The sequence below is a fragment of the Moritella dasanensis ArB 0140 genome (assembly GCF_000276805.1).
In the GTDB taxonomy this organism is placed as follows: Bacteria; Pseudomonadota; Gammaproteobacteria; order Enterobacterales; family Moritellaceae; genus Moritella; species Moritella dasanensis.
The window spans coordinates 100,873-126,089 of sequence record NZ_AKXQ01000003.1 but is presented as its reverse complement, the minus strand read 5'-3'; the positions used below and the strand labels follow the sequence as shown (position 1 = coordinate 126,089).

The 25,217-nt window shown below is 41.2% G+C and carries 20 protein-coding genes; 14 read left to right on the top strand and 6 right to left on the bottom strand.

The genetic code is table 11. The features are described 5' to 3' along the window. Positions 1-75: 75 nt before the first annotated feature. On the top strand, positions 76-828 hold the full coding sequence (locus A923_RS0103490) for an OmpA family protein (protein ID WP_017220262.1): 753 nt from the start codon (positions 76-78) through the stop codon (positions 826-828). A gap of 367 nt (positions 829-1,195) precedes the next feature. Then, the gene (locus tag A923_RS0103485; RefSeq protein ID WP_017220261.1) at positions 1,196-1,627 is read left to right on the top strand and encodes a universal stress protein; all 432 of its coding nucleotides are present in this window, start codon (positions 1,196-1,198) and stop codon (positions 1,625-1,627) included. Positions 1,628-1,697: 70 nt separating this feature from the next. Here A923_RS0103485 and A923_RS0103480 read toward each other — a convergent pair whose 3' ends face one another. Continuing rightward, positions 1,698-2,687 (bottom strand): hydrolase, encoded by a 990-nt coding sequence (locus tag A923_RS0103480; RefSeq protein ID WP_017220260.1) that lies wholly within the window; start codon positions 2,685-2,687, stop codon positions 1,698-1,700. A 220-nt stretch (positions 2,688-2,907) separates the two neighbouring features. Here A923_RS0103480 and A923_RS0103475 point away from each other — a divergent pair, with 220 nt between their 5' ends. From A923_RS0103475 to A923_RS0103455, 5 genes are all read left to right on the top strand, one after another. Then, positions 2,908-3,402, top strand: coding sequence for a DUF2947 domain-containing protein (locus A923_RS0103475; protein WP_026006045.1), 495 nt, complete (start codon positions 2,908-2,910; stop codon positions 3,400-3,402). 9 nt (positions 3,403-3,411) lie between these two features. Next, positions 3,412-3,879, top strand: coding sequence for a YchJ family protein (locus A923_RS0103470; RefSeq protein ID WP_017220258.1), 468 nt, complete (start codon positions 3,412-3,414; stop codon positions 3,877-3,879). A gap of 126 nt (positions 3,880-4,005) precedes the next feature. Then, the gene (gene purU / locus A923_RS0103465) at positions 4,006-4,839 is read left to right on the top strand and encodes a formyltetrahydrofolate deformylase (RefSeq protein WP_017220257.1); all 834 of its coding nucleotides are present in this window, start codon (positions 4,006-4,008) and stop codon (positions 4,837-4,839) included. A 195-nt stretch (positions 4,840-5,034) separates the two neighbouring features. Next, positions 5,035-5,475, top strand: coding sequence for a hypothetical protein (locus A923_RS0103460; protein ID WP_017220256.1), 441 nt, complete (start codon positions 5,035-5,037; stop codon positions 5,473-5,475). 114 nt (positions 5,476-5,589) lie between these two features. Beyond that, on the top strand, positions 5,590-6,306 hold the full coding sequence (locus tag A923_RS0103455; RefSeq protein WP_017220255.1) for a DUF3581 family protein: 717 nt from the start codon (positions 5,590-5,592) through the stop codon (positions 6,304-6,306). A 43-nt stretch (positions 6,307-6,349) separates the two neighbouring features. Here the strand turns inward: A923_RS0103455 and A923_RS0103450 are convergent, their stop codons facing one another. Continuing rightward, complete coding sequence (locus A923_RS0103450; protein WP_017220254.1) at positions 6,350-6,823, bottom strand: Lrp/AsnC family transcriptional regulator; 474 nt, start codon at positions 6,821-6,823, stop codon at positions 6,350-6,352. A gap of 615 nt (positions 6,824-7,438) precedes the next feature. Between A923_RS0103450 and A923_RS0103440 the strand changes: the two genes are divergently transcribed. Next, the gene (locus tag A923_RS0103440) at positions 7,439-8,542 is read left to right on the top strand and encodes a ketoacyl-ACP synthase III (RefSeq protein WP_017220252.1); all 1,104 of its coding nucleotides are present in this window, start codon (positions 7,439-7,441) and stop codon (positions 8,540-8,542) included. A gap of 150 nt (positions 8,543-8,692) precedes the next feature. On the opposite strand, the gene A923_RS0103435 is transcribed toward A923_RS0103440, so the two are convergent. From A923_RS0103435 to A923_RS0103420, 4 genes are all read right to left on the bottom strand, one after another. Then, positions 8,693-8,959 carry a Kazal-type serine protease inhibitor family protein gene (locus A923_RS0103435; protein ID WP_017220251.1) on the bottom strand — a complete coding sequence of 89 codons (267 nt, stop codon included), beginning with the start codon at positions 8,957-8,959 and terminating at the stop codon, positions 8,693-8,695. Positions 8,960-8,987: 28 nt separating this feature from the next. Continuing rightward, positions 8,988-10,460: a cardiolipin synthase gene (gene cls / locus A923_RS0103430; RefSeq protein ID WP_017220250.1), complete on the bottom strand. Its 1,473-nt coding sequence runs from the start codon at positions 10,458-10,460 to the stop codon at positions 8,988-8,990. Then, positions 10,453-12,798, bottom strand: a complete 2,346-nt coding sequence (gene arcB, locus A923_RS0103425) for an aerobic respiration two-component sensor histidine kinase ArcB (RefSeq protein WP_017220249.1) — start codon at positions 12,796-12,798, stop codon at positions 10,453-10,455. The genes cls and arcB overlap by 8 nt, the downstream gene beginning before the upstream one ends. Before the next feature lie 93 nt (positions 12,799-12,891). Beyond that, positions 12,892-14,751, bottom strand: coding sequence for a sensor domain-containing diguanylate cyclase (locus A923_RS0103420; protein ID WP_017220248.1), 1,860 nt, complete (start codon positions 14,749-14,751; stop codon positions 12,892-12,894). 521 nt (positions 14,752-15,272) lie between these two features. Between A923_RS0103420 and gltB the strand changes: the two genes are divergently transcribed. The 6 genes from gltB (at position 15,273) to A923_RS0103390 (ending at position 25,185) form a co-directional block, all read left to right on the top strand. Beyond that, on the top strand, positions 15,273-19,736 hold the full coding sequence (gene gltB, locus A923_RS0103415) for a glutamate synthase large subunit (RefSeq protein ID WP_017220247.1): 4,464 nt from the start codon (positions 15,273-15,275) through the stop codon (positions 19,734-19,736). Positions 19,737-19,744: 8 nt separating this feature from the next. Then, on the top strand, positions 19,745-21,157 hold the full coding sequence (locus A923_RS0103410) for an FAD-dependent oxidoreductase (RefSeq protein ID WP_017220246.1): 1,413 nt from the start codon (positions 19,745-19,747) through the stop codon (positions 21,155-21,157). Between the two features lie 172 nt (positions 21,158-21,329). Next, positions 21,330-22,565 carry a DUF481 domain-containing protein gene (locus A923_RS0103405; RefSeq protein WP_017220245.1) on the top strand — a complete coding sequence of 412 codons (1,236 nt, stop codon included), beginning with the start codon at positions 21,330-21,332 and terminating at the stop codon, positions 22,563-22,565. A gap of 55 nt (positions 22,566-22,620) precedes the next feature. Further along, on the top strand, positions 22,621-23,316 hold the full coding sequence (gene mtnN, locus A923_RS0103400; protein WP_017220244.1) for a 5'-methylthioadenosine/S-adenosylhomocysteine nucleosidase: 696 nt from the start codon (positions 22,621-22,623) through the stop codon (positions 23,314-23,316). 13 nt (positions 23,317-23,329) lie between these two features. Then, the gene (locus A923_RS0103395) at positions 23,330-24,256 is read left to right on the top strand and encodes a cobalamin biosynthesis protein CobD/CbiB (protein ID WP_237716165.1); all 927 of its coding nucleotides are present in this window, start codon (positions 23,330-23,332) and stop codon (positions 24,254-24,256) included. Between the two features lie 56 nt (positions 24,257-24,312). Further along, the gene (locus A923_RS0103390; RefSeq protein WP_017220242.1) at positions 24,313-25,185 is read left to right on the top strand and encodes a cobalamin-binding protein; all 873 of its coding nucleotides are present in this window, start codon (positions 24,313-24,315) and stop codon (positions 25,183-25,185) included. Positions 25,186-25,217: the final 32 nt, after the last annotated feature.

The window sequence follows — 25,217 nt, the reverse complement described above, 5'->3', positions numbered from 1 at the left end:
GTAAAAAGCCTTTATTGGTTGCTTTAATAGAGTCATAGCTTGTTAAGCAGTCTTACATCAATAAAGGAACTGACCATGAAAAAATCTATCTTCGCAAAAACATTACTTATTACGTCAATGGCGTGTACGAGCATCTCTGCAAATGCAGCAGAACAAGAACCATTAACGGCTTGGGAAAAAGCAGGGGTTTTTTCATCAACCATCATCGTTGGCACCATTGCAGGTGGGCCAATTGGCTTGGTACTCGGTGTTGCAGCCGGCGATTGGATTAATAATACCTGGAATAAATCGATTGAGTCTGACCAGCTAACAGCTGAGAACCAACAGGTAACTGAGAATTTATTGGTAAGTGAATTACAAAATAATCAGTTACAACAAGACGTATTAATTTTAGATAAGCAGTTACAACAAGTATCAGAGACCGAAGAGTTAAACGAACAACTGATCTTAGATGCATTACAGCTAGATCTACTGTTTGCTGTTAATCAAAGTGCAATGGATACAACAAATCAAGCGCGATTAACACAGCTGGCAGATTACTTAATAGATAATTCGACCATCAGTATCGTATTGTCAGGTCATACAGATCCAAGTGGGCAAGCAGAACTAAACATGAATTTGGCACAGCAAAGAGCGGTCGCAGTACAAGACCAACTTATCGCGTTAGGTGTTGACGAACATAATATCCAAGTACAATCATTTGGTGCTGATCTCGCCAGTTCGGAGCTTGGTGAGTTAATTCAATACCCAAGAGATCGTAAAGTCAGTATCGAATTTATCGAAAATTTAAACGATGACAGCACTGACGAAATGGCAATGCAATTCTAAGGCATTAAATATTACGTACTTAAACTTAGGCTAGCGATGGTTCTGTAAAGAACCCCTGTAATTGCTCGTTGGCCTTTGCTATTTCCTTCCTTACTTCCTTTTGTTGGTTTTTATTTTATTTTCTACTATCCTATTTTGTTACCCATCTATACTTCATATTTGCCTATAAAATAATACTTATCTAGCCTTTAGCTCTATTCAAAACTTAAATATCTTTGTTCTATACTAAAATGGGTTCAACAAAATATTTAAATTATATTTTATGATCTAAGTAACAGTTTGTTAGCCCCAAGTGAGTATATTTAATAGTGTATTTACATTATTTCGCGACTATTGAGTTAGTCTCATTTTAACCAGGAGCCTCATCATGACAATTAACAATATCCTTTGCCCAACCGACTTTTCAGATACAGCAAATAAAGCGATAAGCTACGCGGCAGATATGGCATTAAAATATGATGCTACTTTACATTTAGTCAGTGTAATTAATGAGATCCATGGCTTCGATAGCTTTCAAGTACTCGCGATCACGCCAAGTGACATTCACGAGCATATGTTAAAAATAACGCAAGAAAAATTGGATGAATTAACCGGCACGATTAAACCGAGCATACCATTGCATACTGCGGTATTAGAAGGTCATCCATCAACAGAAATAACCCAAGCAGCGATTGATTTTGATTGCGATATGATTATCGTCGCCAGCCATGGGCGCACAGGTTTAGAACATATATTGATAGGTAGTGTGGCAGAATCTGTTACTCGCCATGCCCATTGTCCGGTATTAATCGTCAAATAAATGTATCACCTCATTGGCCTTACACCTTGCATATTAAGGTAAGGTTAATGGGGTAAATTTTCACTCACTATCACTTACCTTGAGCAAACGCATTAAACCACGTTGGGATCCGCTCTTCTAACCAAAATTTTGGCTTTAAGATTGAACCATAGACAAAACCAACATGACCACCGTAACGACTTAACTCAAATACGATATTCGCAGACATGTCTTGTACCTGAGGGATCACTTTTTTAGTTAAAAACGGGTCATCCTCGGCGTGAATAAATAAGGTTGGGGTTTGGATCTTGTGCAAAAACTGCAAACTACTGCATTGGCGATAATAATCTAACGCGTCTTTAAAGCCATGTAATGGCGCCGTCACACGATCGTCAAACTCAACAAAAGTATTGAGCTTTTTGACTTGTTCAGTGGTCATATTTAACGCTGAACGCATGTCTAAATGTTCAAACTTACGTACCACACTGGCTTGTAAACGTTTAATCAAGCGACGTTGGTAGGCTTTTGAAAAACCTTTCTTAATCCGCTCTGCACTTTCCGCTAACAGCAATGGCGCAGAAACAATTGAAGCCGCTAACAGCTGTGATTTTGTACCGGTTTGAGCCAAATAATGCGTGAGTACGCTGCCCCCCAGTGAATAGCCAACCGCAAATAAAGGCGCATTCGGGTAACGTTTGGCAATTAATCCAATCACATAACTGGCATCGCTGGTATCACCGGAATGATAAGCGCGTAATAAACGGTTTGATTCTTCACTGCACCCCCGAAAATGCATCACCAATCCAATCCAACCCGCCGCACTGACCGCCCGCATAATGCCTTTCACATAGGGAGACTCGACAGATCCTTCAAGCCCATGGAAAATAATAACAATCGGCTTATTATTCTCGATACTTGGCTTCGTGGTCCAAGCAAGATCAAGAAAATCACCATCTTCAAGCTCGAGCCTTTCATTAAGTGTCGGTATCTCCAGATTGCGAAGATTAATCGTCGGCAGCATGGTTTGTAAATGCGCATTACGCATCCACCACTGCGGCTGAAATTGACTCGGTTGAAACATCTTTGAATACCTTAAGTTAACCAACTGACCGTTTAAACAACGTCTTACATTTGATTGGATATATTATAATAACACCACTAGTAGATTTTATAATAACACTACAAATATACTTTATAATAACATTACAAATAGTTAAATTACGGCCTGTTGAGTAATTAATACCGCCCAGGTTAATAATGTTGTAAACTGAAAATAATTTTATTTATAGCCAGTAGCATTAATGAATTATATAGAACTTGAATCTTATTCTCGAAAGTGGATTTTCAACCATAAATCCTTGCCTGTTAACAGTGATGATTTAGCTAATATCAAACCATTTAGTAAAGCCAGAGCAGGTCAATTGTGGAGCCAACTGATTAGCTCGCAATGTAACTTTACCGATCAATTCAGTAAAGGCGACTGGCCACACGACCAAAACACCTGGTCACAAGAAGCCGACTGGCAGCAAGCTTGGGATAATGACGATAACACTGAATTACCTGAAGCTGTGCTTGCGCATTTAGCCTGGGATGATAACAGTAAAGTTTATTTTTGCTATGAACGCTTCAATATGATTGAAACGAACTGGGGCACATTTAAACGCAACTGGAAAAACTTTTTGTTCTACGATGATGGTGCATTGTTAATCTCTGCAAAACGCAAAGAAACCCTTTCATTTCGACAGGACGGTACCGTATTAATTGGTACGCGCGCACCTGTTGAAGCAGCAAAATAAAGAACCATTATGCATACAGCTTGTAGCTGTGGTTTAGCAATGCCCTTTAAAGATTGCTGCGGTAAATACATTTATGGTACGGCGGCAGCTGCCACTGCCGAGCAACTAATGCGTTCACGTTACAGTGCTTATGTGCATAACGCGCCCGTGTATTTAATGGCAACCCATCACCCTGATTTTATTGCTGACTTAAATGAAGATTTAATTTCCGACACGGCGAAAAATACGCAATGGCTGCGATTAGAAATAATAATGAGTCAAGGTGATGAAGAAAGCGAAACCGGTATCGTGGAATTCAAAGCATGGTTCCAAGACGGCGAGCAAGAAGCGTGTTTACATGAACGCTCTTACTTCATAGCACAAGATCAGCAATGGTTTTATACCCATGGCGAACTTAACCCTGCGTCATTAAAACAAGGTCGTAATGATCTTTGTTTATGTGGCAGTGGTAAAAAACACAAAAAATGCTGTGGTTAAAACCAACATAAAAAACTTGGGCTAACGCCATAAGCAACACTGCAAATATAGCTAAACGGATACCAGAAGCACATATCCTGTTTAGCTATAGTTCATTACACATCAGATAAAGTAGTAGATATAATCATGGAAAAGAAAATATTACTGGCCGATTGCCCCGATCAAAAAGGTCTAATCTCAAAGATCACTAACATTTGTTACAAGCACCAACTTAACATCACCAACAATACCGAGTTTGTCGATAACACCCATAATCGCTTTTTCATGCGCACCGAGCTCGAAGGTATCTTCAACGATGAAACCTTACTTGCCGACCTTGATGGTGCTCTACCAACAGGGACACACCGTAAACTAGTATCTGCGGGCCGTAAACGCATCGTCATCTTAGTGACCAAAGAAGCACATTGTCTTGGTGATATCTTAATGAAAAATTACTACGGCGGCTTGGATGTTGAGATCGCAGCCGTTGTTGGTAATTATGATAGCCTCGCTGAGTTAGCAGAAAAATTTGATGTACCTTATCACACCGTTTCTCACGTCGGCATTAGCCGTGAAGAACACGAAGAACAGATCATTGAGACAGTAGCTAAATATCAACCAGATTATGTCATTTTAGCAAAATACATGCGTATTCTAACGCCCAATTTTGTTGCTGCATTTGAAAACAAAATCATCAATATCCATCATTCCTTCTTGCCTGCGTTTATTGGTGCACAACCTTATAAGCAAGCATTTGAACGTGGTGTGAAAATTATTGGTGCAACAGCCCACTACGTCACCAACAATCTTGATGAAGGGCCGATTATTTTGCAGGACGTGATCCACGTGGATCATAAATACAATGCCGAAGATATGGCGCGTTCAGGAAAAGATGTCGAAAAATCAGTGCTGAGTAAAGCATTGCGTTTGGTTCTTGAAGAACGTGTATTTATTTATGAAAACCGTACTGTCGTATTTTAAGCGACTTGCGTTTCTTACAATAAGATTGCCGCTGGATTCAATTAATAAGACCAGCGCGATAAATAATACTGGCTTGATACATAAGCGGGGCCCAATAAAGCATTGTGGTCCCACTCCTGTTTCCTCACAGATATACCTTTACACCAGTAACCAAATGGTTAGTATTAAAATTCATTCTTAATTTAATGGTTCATCATGCTAACAATTATCTTTACCGCCTTACTCAGTAGCATCTTTACAGCAGTGGCCTTTCTCTATGTCTTCAATACAGTCATCAAACCTTACCTAGCAACACAAATTGCCTTAGTAAAAACCGAAGCAGAAGCCACCATTAGCCAAGCATCGCCACAAATAAGTAAAGATATAGCCGATGCGATTGAAGCCAAGATAGCCGAACTACAACCCGAATTAGAAGCGCATGTGAAGCAGGAACTGGATCAAATAATTGACGCGTTTTTACCACAGCTCAGCAAAGAAGTAGAAGACGGGGTTGATAATTCCTTTAAAAAGTTTATTCCAACAATAATGGGGTCAGCGGCGACGATGCCTGCTGAAACGTTGATCAAAACCAGTTCGACTTTATTTAATACCGGCATTGGTATTTTACGTAGTGTCACCCCAGATGTAAGAAAATAACCAAACATCGTGACCCAGTCTGCATTTAAAACAATCAGACTTGCAACTGGATCGACCTGCCTATAGGCAAATTTAATGTAAACTGGTGTTTTCATTATCGTAGCTTAATTAAATATGTTTCTAAACGAATTCTATTCTCAAAAAGACAGCTCTTTTCGCTTTACTCAACAACAGTCTAGTCGCTTTGCTAAAACGGTAGCAAACGATTATAACAAGATCCATGATGTGGATAATAAACGTTTTTGTGTACCAGGCGACTTACTTTTTGCTGTGTCTTTGGCTAAATTCGGTTTATCTGAAACAATGAAAATTGACTTTACCGGTATGGTTAAAAACGACACTGACCTCGTGTTTTCCCCGCTACTAGAGAATAAAACCGAAATATTAAATACCGAACAAAAATCCTTTATGGAATTAGAACTTGACGGTCAATCTTCTCACGATGAAAAAATAATCACCAAAATCATCAAAGAATACGTCCAGTTTTCAGGCAAAAATTTTCCAGACATCATGGTGCCACTGATGCGTTCAGAAAATCTGATGTTTAATCCCGCACGTGCTTTAATCATGTATAAATCAATGGAAATAAACATGACTCGCGTACAAGTTAATAGCATTGAGCTTAAATTTGATGAAGCGATTATTGAAGTGCAAGGTAAGCGTGCAACGGTGACGTTTAAGTTCGATTTTTACGAAGGTGATGACAAAGTCGGCACAGGTCAAAAAATAATGTTGTTAAGCGGTTTAATTGCGTACGAAGAATCGGTAATGTCCGGTGTAATTGCTGATTATCAAGCTGCAAAAGAGAAGTATCTTACTGCAGCCAGCTAATTTAGTATTAGGCTTTTGCTATTACAGTTTTTTCTATTGCAGGCTATTTAATATGGTCGAGCGGCAATACCGTTCGGCTTAAAACATTACGCAGCATAAAGCTCGATCTCACACCAGTAACCCCTTTAATACGCGTTAACTTACCAAGCAATAATTCTTGATAATGATCCATATCCGGCACGATAACCTTTAACTGAAAATCGGCATCACTACCGGTGATAATGCAACATTCCATCACGTCTGGAATCGCGGCAATTTCGGCTTCAAAATTATCAAATCGCTCAGGTGTGTGACGATCCATACTGATATGGATATAAGCGGTTAATTTCAGACCGAGCTTGGCTTGATTAAGTAAGGTGACATGTTTATCAATTAAGCCTAACTCTTCCAAATGCTTTACCCGTCGTGAACAAGGTGACGCAGACAGACCAATCTTATCGGCTAATTCTAAATTACTGATCCGGCCATTTTCTTGTATTAGATTTAAAATTAACTTATCTGTACGGTCTAATTTCATGCTTATCACCTCGATTCCCTTTTTTACTTCGTTGCTTAGTTAGTTAGCATTGCCTCTCAGTTGGAAATAGAGACTACAAATAGCGTACAAGAATACACTAAGGGTTAATTATTGCTTATTATGTGAATTACTTCAAATGTAATTGCTATAATCTTCCGAATTAATGCAAACATCGCAACCACATACTCAATCAACCTCGCTATACTAAACCCAGTTAAAGATAACGCCAAAAGCTGATTAGCAGACACCTTAACCCAGGTCGATGTGGTGATAGAAGTACCCTTCTTGCTACCAATCAGACACAACGCCTTACCCAGGTAATTATCGTCATCACAAGTGACAGGCAATATTAACGCAAAGATAGGCATCCTAAACGATGCCTTTTTTGTGTCTCATTTTTAGCACTTTTTGTGTCTACTTTTAGCATAAATAGCGCCACGATTAGAAATTAACTACCTCTTTCAAACACTAACCTCTATAATTGACAAAGTAATTTCAATTTCAATAACCGTCATTTCACTATACAGCGTATAATAAAATACTTAATCACTTCGTATTGCGTACATTTCGCGATTCAATCTGTAATAGCCAGTCACCAAACACAGGTAAATTTTAATGCATTATGCAAATATCACCGGTTGGGGTAAATGCCTACCGCCCGCAACGCTAACAAACCAAGATCTCAGCACTTTTCTTGATACTAATGACGAGTGGATCCAATCTCGTACCGGTATGCAAGAACGTCGTATCTCACATGTAAGTACATCAGAGTTAGCGTATGTAGCAGCGTGCCAAGCTATTGCAGCAGCGGGTATTGATGCATCAGAGCTTGACGGTATTTTCTTTGCGACTTGTACAGCCGATTGCACACTGCCAAGTGCCGCATCAAAAGTACAAGCGAAATTAGGCGCCACTAACGCCGCCGTATTTGATATGAATGCCGCTTGTACTGGTTTTGTATATGGCTTGAGTACCGCGAATGCGTTTATCCAAAGTGGTCAAATGGACAAGGTATTAGTCATCGGCGCAGAACGCATCAGCTATTTCCTTGACTGGACAGAACGTGGTACAGCGGTATTATTCGGCGACGGCGCAGGCGCCGTGATTATCGAATCAAGCACAGAAAAACAAGGTATTTTAAGTAACAAAATAGGCTGTGATGGCGACGCAGGTCATATCCTTTCAGTCCCTAACTTTGGAACAGACAGAGCCCGCTTCAAAAATGTAGATGGTCTGTTTGACTTTAATTTCGAAGGTAAAGAGATCTTTAAACGTGCGGTAACCCGTATGGGCGAAGCATCTACGATTGCGCTAGAAAAAGCCCAGATGACACCTGCAGACATTGATTTCATTATTCCGCATCAAGCGAATTTACGTATCATTGATTTCTTAGCTAAACGCATGGGTGCAAGTAAAGAAAAAGTAATGGTGAACGTCCATAAATATGGTAATACCTCGTCAGCAACAGTGCCAATTGCACTTTGTGAAGCACTCGAAGAAGGCCGTATTAACGCTGGTGATAACGTATTACTTGCTGCATTTGGCGGTGGTTTGACTTGGGGCGCGACGGTAATCAAGTGGGGCCAAAGAACCACGCCTATCGCGACATCTGACGTGACATTACCCGAATACAATGGCACTGCATTAGATTTAATTCAAGATGCGATTAAAGGCTGTCAAGACGCGAAATTGGCGCGCGAATCACAAGCAGATGCATAACGAACTCTAAATAACGAACTCTAAATAAGTCATCGCTTAACCAGTGATAACAAGAGCGACAGCCTATAAAAAAACCAGTGAATCGCTTCACTGGTTTTTTTCTATCTAAGCATGAGTGACTGCTTACGCAGCAGCGACGTCCAGCGAAGGCTACTTACATTCACCTTCAGTGAAACCACGTACCGTTTCATCAGAACAAGCGCCACATGCATTACCGAATGTTTTCATTTCGCCCGACTCTGTCGTACCGCATACTGGACGATAATCCATTGTACACATCTGTGGACGTTCATCTGGGCAGCTATTACCGTAAGTTGGTAATGTCGGTAATGTCAGTGCTGTTTCAGCGGTAGTCTCGGTGTTACTACATGCCGCTAGGCCAAATACAGTTAATGCTAATAAAATTGCTTTTTTCATCTTAATTCCTGATCTTTGTTATAAAGAGTTAGAGTAATGGGTTAAATAAATAAAATACGCTTTCTAAAAATCGCTGTACTCGACCCCGTTGTCGCCATTGAGTCAGACATACTTTGTGCGAGTGGGCGATATAAGATAACTGTAATTGATAAAGTTCAGCGATAAAAGGGGATTGATCAATCAGTAATGTCACTTCGAAATTAAGCCAAAAACTGCGCTTATCCAAATTAACCGTACCCACCAAACATAGTTCATTATCGACAAGAATACTTTTGGTATGCAGCAAGCCATTTTGGTATTGATATATTTCGACACCACAAACCAACAGTTCTTCAAAAAAACCTTTGCAGGCATAATCGACCATACGTGAATCATTCTTCGCTGGCAGAATTATTTGCACCTTCACACCGCGTGCACTGGCTGTTTTAAGCGCCGCTTGCAGTGCTTCATCAGGGACAAAGTAAGGGGTCGTTAAAATCAATGATTTTTGCGCTGAATAAATCGCGGAAACCAATACTTGATGAATATTATCATCATCAACATAAGGCCCAGATGGGATCACTTGCACATGACTGTTTTCATCAAATACAGGGTTTTCTTGGCATTTAGCCATCATATTTTTAACTAAGCTTTCACCGGTTTCCATCTCCCAATCAAACTCCAGTAGTGAACCGGTAATCGGAATGATCGGACCTTGCATGCGGATCATAATATCAACCCATTCACCAACGCCCGCATTTTGTTTAAACACATGCGGGTCAACCAAATTCATACTGCCGGTATAACCGACATGGCTATCAATGGCGATAAGCTTACGGTGCATACGTAAATCTTGACGATGAAAAAATATCCGCATAGGACCAACGGGTAATACTTCAACAAGATGGATACCAGCCTGCTTAAATTGCCATGGCCAAGCGCTTTTAAAAAAGGCCGAACTGCCTACTGAATCAAGCATCACCCGACAATCGACGCCTCGTTTGGCGGCTGCAATTAACCCTAATGCCACCTGATCGGCTTTACCGCCAGCTGCCCATATATAAAATTCAAGGTAGACAACCTGAGTCGCAGCGTCAATATCCGCGACTATCTGCTCGAGAATACAATGAGGACTGGTCAATAACGTCAATTGATTACCAGTCACAGCTGGCATTTGAAAGCGTGCATAAATCAACTCACGCAATGGCGTGACTAAACTTCTGTTATCCTCATCATAAGGCACCAAATACGGCGCCGCACATTGATTAATCCGCTGGGTAAAAGGGTCAAACATCGCTTCAGCTCGCTGTACCCGTTTTTTCCCCAGATACAACTCACCAAAAATGAGATAAATAATCACGCCAGCAAACGGTAACGTGTAAATCACCGATAACCAAGCCAACGAAATACTCGCAGAACGGCGTTTAGTGATGACCCGAAATGAAACTAATATAATGATCACCGCATGCAGAAAAACCAGCAGTAAGGTAATAAAATTAGTAAACGAATCCCATTTATCCATCTTGATTTTCAATCCAGGTCTTCAGACGATTAACATCATGCTGATATTCCGTATTAATTTGCTCTACCCAATCATCAATATTTTCCCACCAGGTAGGTTGATCTGGTGACTGCGCTAATTGTGATACCTGCTGAATGCGTACTAATCCGATCGAACCTGCCGCGCCTTTAATTTTATGGGCTTCATCAACAATAGCATCTTGATCTCGCGCCGTTAAATTCGTATTCAATAAAGTTAAATAATGCGGCATCGTTTGTTCAAATAAAAGCACACTTTGCAGTAATAAATCTTTGCCTAAGGTATCAAGGTATTGTTGTAACAAATCAACATCAAGATATTCATCAAGCATGCTTTGCTCATCATCAAGCTCGTCAGCTATATAAGGTGTAGGTTCATCGCGGCTTGCTACGCGGCTAAATAAACGACTGAGTACGCCCGTGACCGCATTGATCGAGAGTGGTTTACTGATCGCATCATCCATGCCTTTATCAATATACTCTTGGCGATTATTAATCACATTCGCCGTTAACGCGACGACTGGTGGTAACTCCAGCATCTTATTTTCACGCAAGGTTTTGATCACGTCAAACCCAGACATATCCGGTAAATTAATATCTAATAAAATTAAATCATAACGATTAGTCTGTGCCATTTCGATAGCACTGCGACCATCGACAGCAACATCTACACTATGACCAAATTTATTTAAAATAGCCGTACACACAGTGACATTCAGTTCGATATCTTCGACAAGCAGTATCGACAGTTTAGCTTGTTCACTGTCAGCTGCATCACCTTGCTGTAAACTTTCCACACCATCGACGTCAAACTCAATCGTAAAGCAAGACCCTTCGCCTAATTCACTGCTGACCCAGATATCACCGCCCATCGCAGTCATTAAACTTTTAGCAACCGATAAGCCAATACCAGTACCCGTTGCGCGTTTACTGCCTTGTTCCTGATAATACATCGCGAATATCTTGTCTTGCCCTTCCGCTGAAATACCAATACCGGTATCTTCAACTTCAACGGTCAAACCAATCTTATTATCGTCTTCTTCACTGGTGAATATTCGAATACTGACTTCGCCCGAATCGGTAAATTTCACCGCATTAGACACCAAGTTCCATAAAACTTGACGTAATCGAGTACCATCGGCATTAATAAAATCAGGAATATCACCAAATACCTCAAACGCTAATACCAAGCCCTTCTGCTCTGCTTGTAACAGCGCTAGTGTTTTAATATCATTCAAGAAGCTTCTGAATTCAATCGGTTGATTGACGATTTCAAACTTACGACGGTCAAACTTATCCAAATCAATAATATCGTTAAAGATATTACCCATTGTTTGGGCGCTTACATAAATAGTATTCAAGTGCTGACGCTGCTCTTCACTAAGCGAACCATCAAGTAAGATACGGCTTAAACCAACCACACCATTTAACGGTGTGCGCAACTCATGGCTGATTGTCGAAATAAACGTGGTTTTATCACGACTGGCTTTTTCTAATGCATCTTGGTATTTCTTACGTTCGGTAATATCGCGACCATAACCCAAGACCCCGAAATATTCATTTTTTCGCCCAAAGAAGGGGACTTTACGCAATTCAAAGCAGGCTTTATGACCATCAGGATAAGTTAACCATTGCTCATACGTTTCTGGTAGTTTGGTATTGAGGACGGCTTTGTCTGTAGCTGCAAACTTAGCGGCTATATCGGTATCATAAACATCAAAAGGACTCAAACCGATAAGTTCTTTTTCGATTTTCCCCGTTAATGCTTCCATGGCTAAGTTACAACCGGAAAATTGACCTTGTTTATTACTGTAATAAACCAGATCGGGCGAGCTATCAATGAATGAGCGGACTAATGCAGAGCGTTCTTCAACGACTAATTGCGCCTGTTCACGTTGAAAAACTTCATTTTCCAAATCTATAAACGCCTGTTTTCTATCTGCTTCAGCTTTCTTACGCTCTTCAAACTCAGCATTAAGCTCAACCAAGTTAATTTGTAATTCTTGCTGTAGTTGTAAATCACGGGCACGTACTTCTTGCAGTTTGTAGACCATTTTACTGAGTCGTTTTCGTGAGTCTTCGAGCTGCTGGACGACGATAGACAGGAAAAATACTACCCAAGGCGTGACGACAATCGCAAATGAAAGTGCCGCATACAAATCGTCAAGTTTGACCTGGCCACGTAGAATATAATTGATGCTGGCTTGAATGGTAATAGAGAAGAAAATAATCGTAGCGGCAGAGATAATACTAAAGCGTATAACACCCAACTTAGTGAGCATATCAACATAGTATTGAGCCCAAGCTCTGATTTTTATCATGGTGTACCCATATTAATAAAATTATCTAGATAATTAATAATATACGATAGGTTATAAGCAAACCACTGGTAAATTAAGCTTTTAATGAATCTATCATGTTAATAGATCAAAATTTAATTCCACCATGTCTGAATCCGCTTTCTCATCTCGGTAAACACTGTATTGATTACGCCCATTTTCCTTCGCGAGGTATAACGCCTTATCTGCATTTTCAAGTAATTGTGCTTCCGAACTTTCACTTTCTGGGCACATGGTGGCAATACCGATACTTAAGGTGACATTTTTTGACGCCTTAGAATGCGCATGTTCAATGGCCAAATTTTCGACCGCCGCAATGATTTGACTGGCCAGACGAATGGCCCCCTCTTCATCAGTATTGGGTAAAATCACAGCAAACTCTTCGCCACCATAACGCGCCACTAAGTCTGCACCACGATGTACCTGACCATCCATCACTTGCGCAATACTCGCTAAAACCGTATCGCCCATCGGGTGACCGTAATTATCGTTGTATAACTTGAAACTATCAACATCGCAGAACAACAAAGACATCTGATTGACTTCACGATGATGGGTTGACCAATAATGCTGTAATTTACTATCAAAAGTGCGTCGATTGGCGATTTTAGTCAATTCATCGATGGAACTGAGTTCATCAAATTTTTCTATCGCCTGCTCAAGGTCATGCTCAATACGTTTACGTTCGGTTAAATCACGGTAGATAATTAAAATACCATTTTCACCACTAGTATTATTCACATAGCGTTGTTTACATATTTCATACCAGCGCGGCTCTTGATCGGCGAGGTTTATTAACTCTTCATAGCGAACCGATTTACCATCGACTAATAATTGATTTTCTTGTTCCAGTAACCACGATTTTTTATCCGAGCTGAAGAGTTGCTGTCTATCCACGCCAATTAAATCGGCATGTTTAATACCAACAACTTCACAATAGCCTTGGTTAGCACCAACATATTTGCCATTACCATTCATAAACGCAACGGGATCTGGCGTAGCATTAATAACCGAATTTAATAAACTATTATCACGACTTAGCTCTGCTTCAATACGTAAATGCTCGCTATTATCACTCTGCAGGCGTTCATTAAGTTCCATCACTTCTGTTTGATCATTCGATACAGTTAAGATCGCAACAACGGTTTTGTGTTCGTCATACAGCGGATACTTGATAGTTTGTAATAAAATATTGTTGTCATCAACCGTACTCCACTCTTCATATTCCTGAACTTCACCAGTGAGCACCGACGTTTCATAAGACTTGATACGCTCTAACTTCGACGCACTATAAAAATCGTGTTCAAAATGGCCATTCACTTGCGCTACCGATTGGCCAAATTGCGTTGCCCATGATGGTGAACAGCTGAGAATCAAACCATCCAATGTTTTGATATGAATCAATGCCGAGTTGGACGCAAATAAACTATTAATGATTTGTCCGTCCATATCCCAAGGTGAGATAGTGGAAGAGTTAGTATCAATATGATCAATCTGGCATAACCACGCCCGACGTCCTTGATAATTAATGTTCACCGCACTATAACGTAAGGTTTTCTTTAATTGCTTAATGTGAAATACATCATTAGTGACAGTGGTTTTGCCAGTAAGATTGGAGAGTCGTTCAAAACAACATTTAGCGACAATATGGCTGGTATTACTGCCTTGATCAAAAATAGCGGTGACGGCCGAATTAGCATAAAGTATCGAGGCATTTTTGACATCAAGAACCAATGTCGGGGTTGCTGAAAAGGTCAGTAATGACTTATAGGTCGAAAGTTTTCGCGATAGCGTTAAAATAATTAAAATACTCATCAATAAGACAGCAACAGTGAGCCAAAACGTCATTACGATGGGTGTATTGGTTGATAATTCAGTCATACCCTGCCACCAATTTAATATTGGTTGCATAAAAGATTGGTTATTAAAATCCATATTTTCGCCTAAGATCCATCTCACACTCAATCGCCCATAACACACCAAAATCAGAACACTGTAAAGCAGTTATGATGAAAACTACTGCCATGGCCCACTTTTGTTTTACATACTTTAGTACTAGGTAACATAATCTAACTAAATCATAGCATTACGCAGTGTAAAAACATAAATAGTCGACAACTACATGAATAACAGCTGAAACAAAATTTAAAAATCACACAATGTCATATATCCAAAATAAAAAACTATTTTTTAAATAATCCTCAGTATTTATTGTAGTTTATTGTCCAATGTCAAAACAAATGGACCATTTGCTTGAAAAGGTGATAAGTAACTCGGAATACATTTTTAGATTGACCTAAGTGTTAATTCTGGTAAATTTGGCAGGTTAGCCAATTTTCGGCTTTTGGAAACTTTAATGATTTACCTATTTTTATATGTATGTTTTTCCTCTGAGTAGAAGCTCACGAGGTATACATATTCAGTATTTAGTAAATTGGATGCAAGGGAGAAGTGCAATGTCAGTCTATGACCCGTCGCTGGAAAAAGACAACTGTGGTTTTGGTTTAATCGCCCACCAAGAAGGTGAAGCTAGCCATAAGTTAGTTCGCGTCGCTATATCATCATTAGACCGTATGCAACATAGGGGCGGTATCGCAGCAGATGGAAAAACAGGGGATGGCTGTGGTTTACTCATGCAGAAACCTGATAGTTTTTTCCGTGCTATTGCGATAGAACATGATTGGAAGTTAGGCAGTAATTACGCCGTTGGTATGATTTTCTTAAATCAAGATACCGATAAAGCTGCTGCAGCAAAGCAAATCATCAAAGAAGAACTAGAACGCGAAACACTGAATGTAGTGGGTTGGCGTGAAGTGCCTTTAGATACCAGTGTGCTTGGCGAAATTGCGATGTCATCGCTGCCACAAATCCAGCAGGTCTTTATTAATGCACCTGCAGGCTGGGCACCAAAAGATATTGAACGCCGTTTATATTTAACTAAACGTCGTATCGAAAAACGTATTACCGATGATAGTGATTTTTATATTGCCAGCTTATCAAACCTCGTAATGATTTATAAAGGTTTGTGTATGGCAGGTGATTTGCCGAAGTTCTTCCTCGATCTTGCCGATCTGCGTATGCAATCTGCAATTTGCTTGTTCCATCAACGATTCTCAACAAATACGTCGCCAAAATGGCCATTAGCACAACCGTTCCGCTTTATGGCGCACAATGGTGAAATTAATACCATCGAAGGTAATCGAGAATGGGTACGAGCACGTAGCTACAAATTTAGCTCTCCACTACTCCCTGACATGCATGACGCAGCGCCATTTGTTAATACCAAAGGTTCTGATTCATCCGCTATGGACAACATGCTCGAGCTATTCTTAGCCGGTGGCATGGACATTTTCCGTGCTTTCCGTCTGCTCGTTCCGCCAGCATGGCAAAATCATCCAAATATGGATGATGAACTGCGCGCATTCTATGACTTCAACTCAATGCACATGGAACCTTGGGATGGCCCAGCGGGTATCGTCCTTAGTGATGGCCGTTATGCTGCCTGTGGTCTAGATCGTAATGGTTTACGTCCAGCACGTTATGTGCGCACCAAAGATGGTTTAATTACCGTTGCCTCAGAAGTCGGCATCTGGGATTACACCGCCGATGAAGTTATCGAAAAAGGCCGTGTCGGTCCAGGTGAGCTACTTGTTATCGATACGCAAACCGGTAAATTATGGACCTCTTGGGAAATTGACCAAGAATTAAAAGGCCGTAACCCTTACCGTGAATGGCTATCAAACAACTCAACGAAGTTAACGCCGTTCGAAGCATTGCCACCAGAAGCAATTGGCACACGCACGTTTGATGACGAAAAATTAGCAACGTACCAAAAACAATTTGATTGCAGCAAAGAAGAACTTGAACAAATTTTGCGTGTATTAGGTGAAAATGGGCAAGAAGCCACAGGCTCTATGGGTGATGATACACCGATGGCAGTCCTGTCGACTAAAACCCGTTCGCTGTATGACTACTTCCGCCAGAAGTTTGCGCAAGTAACCAATCCGCCGATAGATCCACTACGTGAAAACCATGTAATGTCTCTGGCAACCTGTATTGGTCGTGAGCATAATGTATTCAACGAAACACATGGTCATGCGCACCGCGTACTATTTGATTCGCCCGTATTACTTTATTCTGATTTTAAGCAAGTCACTGACTTAAGTAATGAATATTATAGAACAGCAACAATTAACCTGTGCTTTGATGGCCAAGAAGAAACGTTAGGCCGTGCAGTTGCACGCATTACAGCTGAAGCGGTTGAGCAAGCTGGTGCTGGCGCAGTGTTATTAGTCTTAACAGACCGCACACTCACTAAAAATCATTTACCTATCCCTGCCGCAATGGCTGTCGGTGCGGTACAAACGGCATTGGTTGACGCTAACTTACGTTGCGATACCAATATCGTGGTTGAAACGGCAAGTGCGCGTGACCCGCATCATTTTGCCGTACTAATTGGTTTTGGTGCGACAGCAATCTATCCATACCTCGCTTATGAATCACTGCGTAAATTAGTGGAAGTAGGCACGATCAAGCAAGATACGACAAAAACTTTATTAAACTACCGTAATGGTATTAATAAAGGTCTGTATAAGATCATGTCGAAAATGGGTATCTCAACCATTGCCAGCTATCGTTGTTCACAACTGTTTGAAGCCGTAGGTTTAGCTGATGAAGTTATCGAATTATGCTTTAAAGGCACCAGTAGCCGTATTAAAGGCGCTGACTTTAGCGACTTCCATATTGATCAACAAAAACTAAGCAAACTCGCATGGACAACACGTAAACCAACTGCACAAGGTGGTCTACTTAAATATGTACATGGTGGCGAGTATCACGCTTATAACCCTGATGTGGTTAGCACGCTACAAAAAGCAGTGCAAAGTGGTGACTATGAAGACTACAAACAGTATTCAAAAGAAGTAAATGAACGCCCGGTTTCAAGCCTGCGTGATATGTTACAACTAAAAACATCGGATACACCGATTGCACTTGATGCTGTTGAACATGAAGATAATCTGTTCAAACGCTTTGATACTGCAGCCATGTCAATTGGCGCATTAAGCCCTGAAGCGCATGAGTCACTGGCGATTGCGATGAATACCTTAGGCGGTAACTCAAACTCAGGTGAAGGTGGTGAAGATCCACGCCGTTTCGGTACCCTTAAAGTATCGAAAATTAAACAGATCGCATCCGGTCGTTTCGGTGTTACACCACACTACTTAATGAATGCTGAAATCATTCAAATTAAAGTTGCACAAGGTGCAAAACCCGGTGAAGGTGGACAATTACCAGGTCACAAAGTAACGGCTGAAATTGCCAAACTGCGTAACTCAGTGCAGGGTGTCACCCTGATTTCACCACCGCCGCATCACGATATCTACTCAATTGAAGATTTAGCCCAGCTGATTTTTGATATTAAGCAAATTAACCCGACAGTATTAGTGTCAGTTAAATTAGTATCAGAACCCGGTGTTGGTACGATTGCGACTGGTGTTGCTAAAGCCTATGCCGATTTAATCACTATTTCAGGCTATGACGGCGGTACAGCGGCAAGTCCAATCACATCGGTTAAATATGCCGGTAGCCCTTGGGAACTTGGTCTCGCTGAAACCCAGCAAGCACTGGTTGAAAATGGTTTACGTCACCGTATCCGCTTACAAGTTGATGGCGGTCTAAAAACCGGTTTAGACGTTGTTAAAGGCGCGATTCTGGGTGCCGAAAGCTTTGGTTTTGGTACCGGTCCTATGGTTGCATTAGGGTGTAAATTCCTCCGAATTTGTCACCTGAATAACTGTGCGACAGGTGTAGCAACACAAGATGAAAAATTACGTCAAGATCACTTCCATGGTCTACCAGAAATGGTCATGAACTACTTCAAGTTCATTGCTCAAGAAACCCGTGAAATCATGGCATCACTTGGCGTATCGCAATTAACTGATTTAATCGGCCGTACTGAGTTATTAGTGCAGTTAGAAGGGTTAACAGCGAAACAACGTAAGCTTGATTTGTCTGGCATTACCTATAAACCACAGCCAAAAGAAGGCCTAGGTATATATTGCCAAGCAACTAACGAACCGTTTGATAAAGCCGAAATGAACGAAAAGTTAATTGCCCATTACTTAGAGTCAATCACTGAGCAAACAGGGTTATCAGGTAGCTTCCTGATTAAAAATACCGATCGTTCTGTGGGTGCGCGTTTATCTGGCGAAATCGCTAAACAGCACGGCAACCAAGGCATGGCAGCAGAGCCGATCACCGTTAACTTTACCGGTACTGCGGGTCAAAGTTTCGGTGTTTGGAATGCGGGTGGTTTAAACCTTAACCTCACTGGCGATGCCAACGATTACGTCGGTAAAGGCATGACAGGTGGCCGTATTACTATCCGCCCTGAACCGGGTTCAGCATTTAAATCAAATGAAGCGGTGATTGCTGGTAATACGTGTTTATACGGCGCATCTGGCGGCGAATTATACGCAGCGGGTTTAGCTGGCGAACGTTTTGCAGTACGAAACTCGGGTGCCAATGCGGTTATCGAAGGTATCGGCGATAACGGTTGTGAATACATGACGGGTGGTATTGTCACTGTCCTCGGTAATACTGGCGTTAACTTTGGCGCGGGTATGACGGGTGGTTTTGCTTACATCTATGATCTCGATGGTCAGTTAGCATCAAAAATTAATTATGAACTTGTTGAACAACATGCTGTAACGGATTACCCAATGCACGTTGAACATCTCCGCGGTATTATCATTGAACACCTTGCACAAACATGCAGTCAGCATGCGCAAGAACTGCTTAATGTATTCGATACGGTGGTAAATAAATTCTTTATTATCAAGCCTAAATCAGCTGATATTAACGCATTACTTGGCCACAAATCACGCTCTGCTGCAGAGTTACGTGTCCAGGCTCAATAGGAGGGATCATGAGTAATAATGTATTTCAATTTGTCGATGTACAACGCATTGATCCAGTAAAGAAACCGTTAAAGATCCGTAAAGTGGACTTTATCGAGATTTATAAGCCATTTACGTCGAACCAAGCAAAAATGCAAGCGGGTCGCTGTTTAGAATGTGGTAACCCGTACTGTGAATGGAAATGTCCAGTACACAACTATATTCCAAACTGGCTAAAATTAGTTGAAGAAGGTCGCATTATCGAAGCGGCAGAGCTTTGTCACGAAACCAACAGCTTGCCTGAAGTTTGTGGCCGAGTTTGTCCACAAGATCGCTTATGCGAAGGCTCTTGTACGCTAAATGAAGACTTCGGCGCGGTGACTATTGGTAATGTTGAAAAATACATTACCGATGAAGCCTTTAAACTCGGCTGGCGCCCTGACATGTCGAAAGTTATTCGTAATGATAAAAGAGTGGCGATTATCGGCGCAGGGCCTGCTGGTCTTGCCGCTGCCGATGTCTTAGTCCGTAATGGTGTAACGCCTGTGGTATACGACCGTAATCCAGAAATTGGCGGTCTATTAACCTTTGGTATTCCGGCATTTAAATTAGATAAAGGCGTGATGTCGCATCGCCGTGAAGTATTTGCGGAAATGGGGATCGAGTTTCGCCTAAACACTGAAATTGGTAGAGATATTCAATTCAGTGACCTTGTTGGCGAATACGATGCGGTATTTGTTGGTGTTGGTACGTATAAATACATCAATGGTGGTTTTGATAACGGTGCTGCGCAAGGCGTTTATGATGCCCTGCCTTACCTGATTGCCAATACTAATAATCAACTCGGTTTTGAAAAGAGTGCTGACGATTTTATTAATTTAAAAGGTAAAACCGTGGTTGTCCTTGGTGGTGGTGATACCGCGATGGACTGTGTAAGAACAGCTGTGCGTCAAGGTGCAAAAACTGTTTCTTGTGCTTATCGCCGTGATGAAATTAGCATGCCGGGTTCTAAGCGTGAAGTTAAAAACGCCAAAGAAGAAGGCGTGAAATTCTTATGGAATTTACAGCCACTTGATGTCGAAGTCGTTGGCGATAAAGCTGTCGGTGTTAAAATGGTGAAAACCCATTTAGGTAAACCGGATGCTAATGGTCGTCGTCGTGCCGAGCAAGTGATTGGTTCTGAACACGTACTCAAAGCTGATGCGGTTATTCAAGCGTTTGGTTTCCAACCTGACCCTGCGCAATGGTTATTAGATGAAGGTGTCACTACGAATAGCTGGAATGGTATTATTGCCCCAGCCGAAAGTGACTTCCCTTTCCAAACAGCAAATGCAAAAATATTTGCTGGCGGTGATGCAGTTCGTGGTTCTGATTTGGTGGTAACAGCCATTGATGAAGGTCGTCGCGCTGCCGAAGCGATGTTAGACTATTTAGAAGTTTAATTAATCGCTAAAGCCTGAACTATCTAATTAAAAACGCTAGCATAAATTATGCTAGCGTTTTTTTTGTCCATAAATTATAGCGATAAAAACGATAATATATTTAATTCCCGGTCATTATTTTGTATCATGACCATCAATTTACAAGGCACTATGGCGCAAATACCTGATAACAATGAACTCGTTTAATATCATCACTCCCACTAAATTAACTGTAATTGTTATTAGTATCGCTTTTAGTTTTTTAAGCACGTTATTTAGCGTGCCAAGCTTTGCTGCGCAAGAAATAATTTTAGGTGATTATATTAAAACGCCAGCGCCAACCTCACCGGATGAATCAACCAGTGTTAGCACCAATATTACCGAGAATAACGATGCGGTGACGACCACTGAAAACAGTCAAGAAGTCATACTCGCAGATAGTTTAGGGGTAGACGAAGATTGGTTATGGTTAAAATCAGGTGAATTCTTAATTGGTAACATCGAAGATCTTTATGATGAAAAAATGGCTTTCGATAGTGATGACCTTGGTGATTTGAAAATTAAGTGGAAAGATATCAGTCGTATTAACAGTCGTCAATTATTCACCGTTCGCACCATTGACGGCAAGATCATTACTGGCACCATCGCGCTTGAAGATGGCATATTGATTGTGAGTAATAATCGTCTACATAAAATCCCCCAAGACGACCTCATGACCCTGATAGCGGGGTTAGAAAGCGGCGCTAATATCTGGGAAGGCAAAGTAACCTTCGGCGCCAACTTGAGTTCGGGTAATACCAATAAGCTTGAATATAATACCAATGCAGAGCTTTCTAGGCACACCACCGCATCACGTATCAAAACGTCATATACCGCCATTATCGGTGAGACCAATAATGTGCAAACAGATGAAAACCATCGTTTCTTGGCGACCTATGATGTCTATAGTGACAAAGATTTGTTTTTCCGTCCGCTTGATTTCAGCTTCTATCGCGATCCATTACAGAATATAAACAGCCGGATAAATGTAGGTATGGGTATTGGTTATCAATTTATTGATGACGGTGATCAAGAGCTAGAGATGAACTTAGGTCCCTCTTTTCTGTATACCAAATATGAGTACACAGACGCGCAACTTAACAGCAGTGATGAGAGTCTCGCGGTATCCCTCACTGTTGATTATGAACGTGAAATCCATGATCAAATAGATTTTGAATTAAGTTATAAAATAACCGCGACAGAATCTGAGACCGGTGGATATTTACAAAACGCCAAGCTTAACTTTGATATTGAGTTAACCGACGTACTTGATTTTGATATTTCCTTCTTCTGGGATCGGGTGAATAATCCCCAGCTGGATATCGACGGTATACAGTTAGAGAAAAATGATTTTCGTATTGCCTTTGGCTTAGGGGTTTCTTTTAATTAATACCTTATCAAAACTATGCTAGCATGGCATTTTTCGAAACAGATTAGAGACAACGATGAAAATAGGTATTATTGGTGCAATGGAGCAGGAAGTTGAGATCCTGCGCGAGCAACTAGATAACGTAACAAAATTTACCCAAGCTGGCTGTGAATATTACAGCGGCACACTTGCAGGCCATGACGTTATTTTAGGTAAATCAGGTATTGGTAAAGTAGCTGCAGCCGTAGCAACAACGTTACTACTTGAACATTACAAGCCTGACTACATCATCAATACTGGTTCTGCTGGCGGTTACGATAAAACGCTTAAAGTGGGCGATGTAGTGATCTCGAGTGAAGTACGTCACCACGACGTTGACTTAACTGTATTTGGTTACGAAATGGGCCAATGTGCACAGAAACCTGCTGCATTTATGCCTGATGTTCGTCTTGTGGAAGCAGCTAAAAAAGCCATCTCTGCAGACAGCGAAATCAAAACGATCGAAGGTCTAATTTGTACTGGCGATAGCTTCATGTGTGATCCGAAAAAAGTAGAAGAAGCGCGTGTTAACTTCCCTACAATGGCCGCAGTAGAAATGGAAGCAGCAGCAATTGCCCAAACATGTCACCAGTTTGACGTACCGTTTGTGGTGATCCGTTCATTATCTGATATCGCCGGTAAAGAATCACCAACCTCATTCGAAGAATACCTTGTTGTTGCAGCTAAAAACTCATCAGCAATGGTACTAAACATGTTAAAAGAATTAAAATAACATGAATTTGGCCATGGATTGGACCAGTATGCAGTCAGTATTTATCTTACTGACTGCTATCATCATTGCCCGTTTGCCACTCTGCCCACCGCGCTTTCATCCAACACAACTGTTAAACCACCTTTTCAGCGCCATTGCAGATAAAGTCAATAACGCCAAGCGCAGCCACCAGCAACAAGTCATCGCCGGTAGCCTTGCCACATTCATCATGCTGGGTTTTATCTTAGTCATTGCAGTCGTCATTCAATTTGTGGTTATTGAAGACATCCTCTTTGAATTGCTGCTGTTACTGTGTTTATTACAATGGGAACAAATCAGCTTACCCCAAGTCGATTTAGGTAGCCTCGAAAAACAAACTATCATCACCCAAATACAACCTCGCACATTACGTGATTTAGACCAATTATCGTTACTCGGTTTACATAAAACCAGTATTGAAAGTCTGTGTTTACGTAATAGCTATCAGTGGTTTGCCGTTATATTTTGGTATAGCTGCTTTGGTATCTGGCCAGCACTCATTTATCGTGTGATTCAATTGATGGCCCATAATTGGAACAGCAAGCTAGCGATGAATCATCAATTCGGTCGCCCTGCTGCATCTTTACTGCAATTATTAGCATCTCCAGTTCATCTTATCCTTGCATGCACATTACGCAGCTTACAGCGCACCACAAGTCCATTATCAAATTTAACCAAGCAAGCGAAACAATGGCATCACTTTAGTAGCGGATTTTTATTATCAAGCTTTGCTTACAGCTTGGCTATTCAACTCGGTGGCCCACGCAAGTATCAAGGGTCAATGCAGCGCTATAGCCAACTCGGTCATACCCAACCAGCACAACGTGATGATATTAAGCGAGCACAACAAAAATTAACATTGGCAATGGTGGTTTGGTTATGCTTTATCAGTGCTGTCTATGTGCTTATAGCGCTTAAATAAGCCGGTAATTGATTCAATCTAAGTTCATCTTTCACCTTTCACTACAATGAGTTTTTATGTCTGTTCACGCACGGGTCATTAGCCTGTTCATCATGACGCTAGGATTATCAGTTCAATCACTGCCTGTACTAGCGCAATCAGTACAAGCGCAATCAGTCGCAGTGCAAGCAACCTATCCACAGCGCATAATATCACTGTCACCACATACTACAGAACTGGTCTTTGCAGCAGGTGGCGGCGATAGGCTCATTGGTGTCAGTGCTTATTCTGACTACCCAGAGGCAGCCAAAGCATTACCCATTGTCGCCAGTTCACAACAAATCAATATTGAAACCATACTGGCGCTGGAACCCGACATGATTATTTATTGGCAACAAGGTAACTCGGCGGCAGACATAAACCAACTGAAGAAATTTGGTATTCCGGTTTATGCATCAAAGACAGGTGGGTTAGATGATATAGGCATACAAATACAGCGGCTTGGCAGAATGCTAGGCACAGAATCGATTGCCGAGCCTGTCAGTGAAAAATACCGTCAAGCCTTAGCGGCATTACGCGCTAAATATAAACATAACCCGAAGCAAGACTTATTCTATCAAGTCTGGCCAACGCCCTTAATGACGGTAGCGAACGATCCGTGGTTACAACAACAATTTGAGTTATGTGGTTTTAATAACGTGTTTAATGACAGTCCAGTACCCTACCCCGTGATCAATGTGGAACAAGTACTCGTCAAGCAGCCAGCAGTGATAATCGCGGGCTCAGTGAATGACGCCGAGTTAGCACAATGGCTGACGTGGCAGAGTATTCCGGCAGTCAAAAACGGTAATATATTTAGGGTTAACCCCGATGTATCACACCGTTTTTCACCACGAGTGATTACTGGTATCACAACCTTGTGCGAAATTGCGTTAAAAGCAAAAAAATAAAGCCATGACAAAGTAATAATGTTGCGATAATT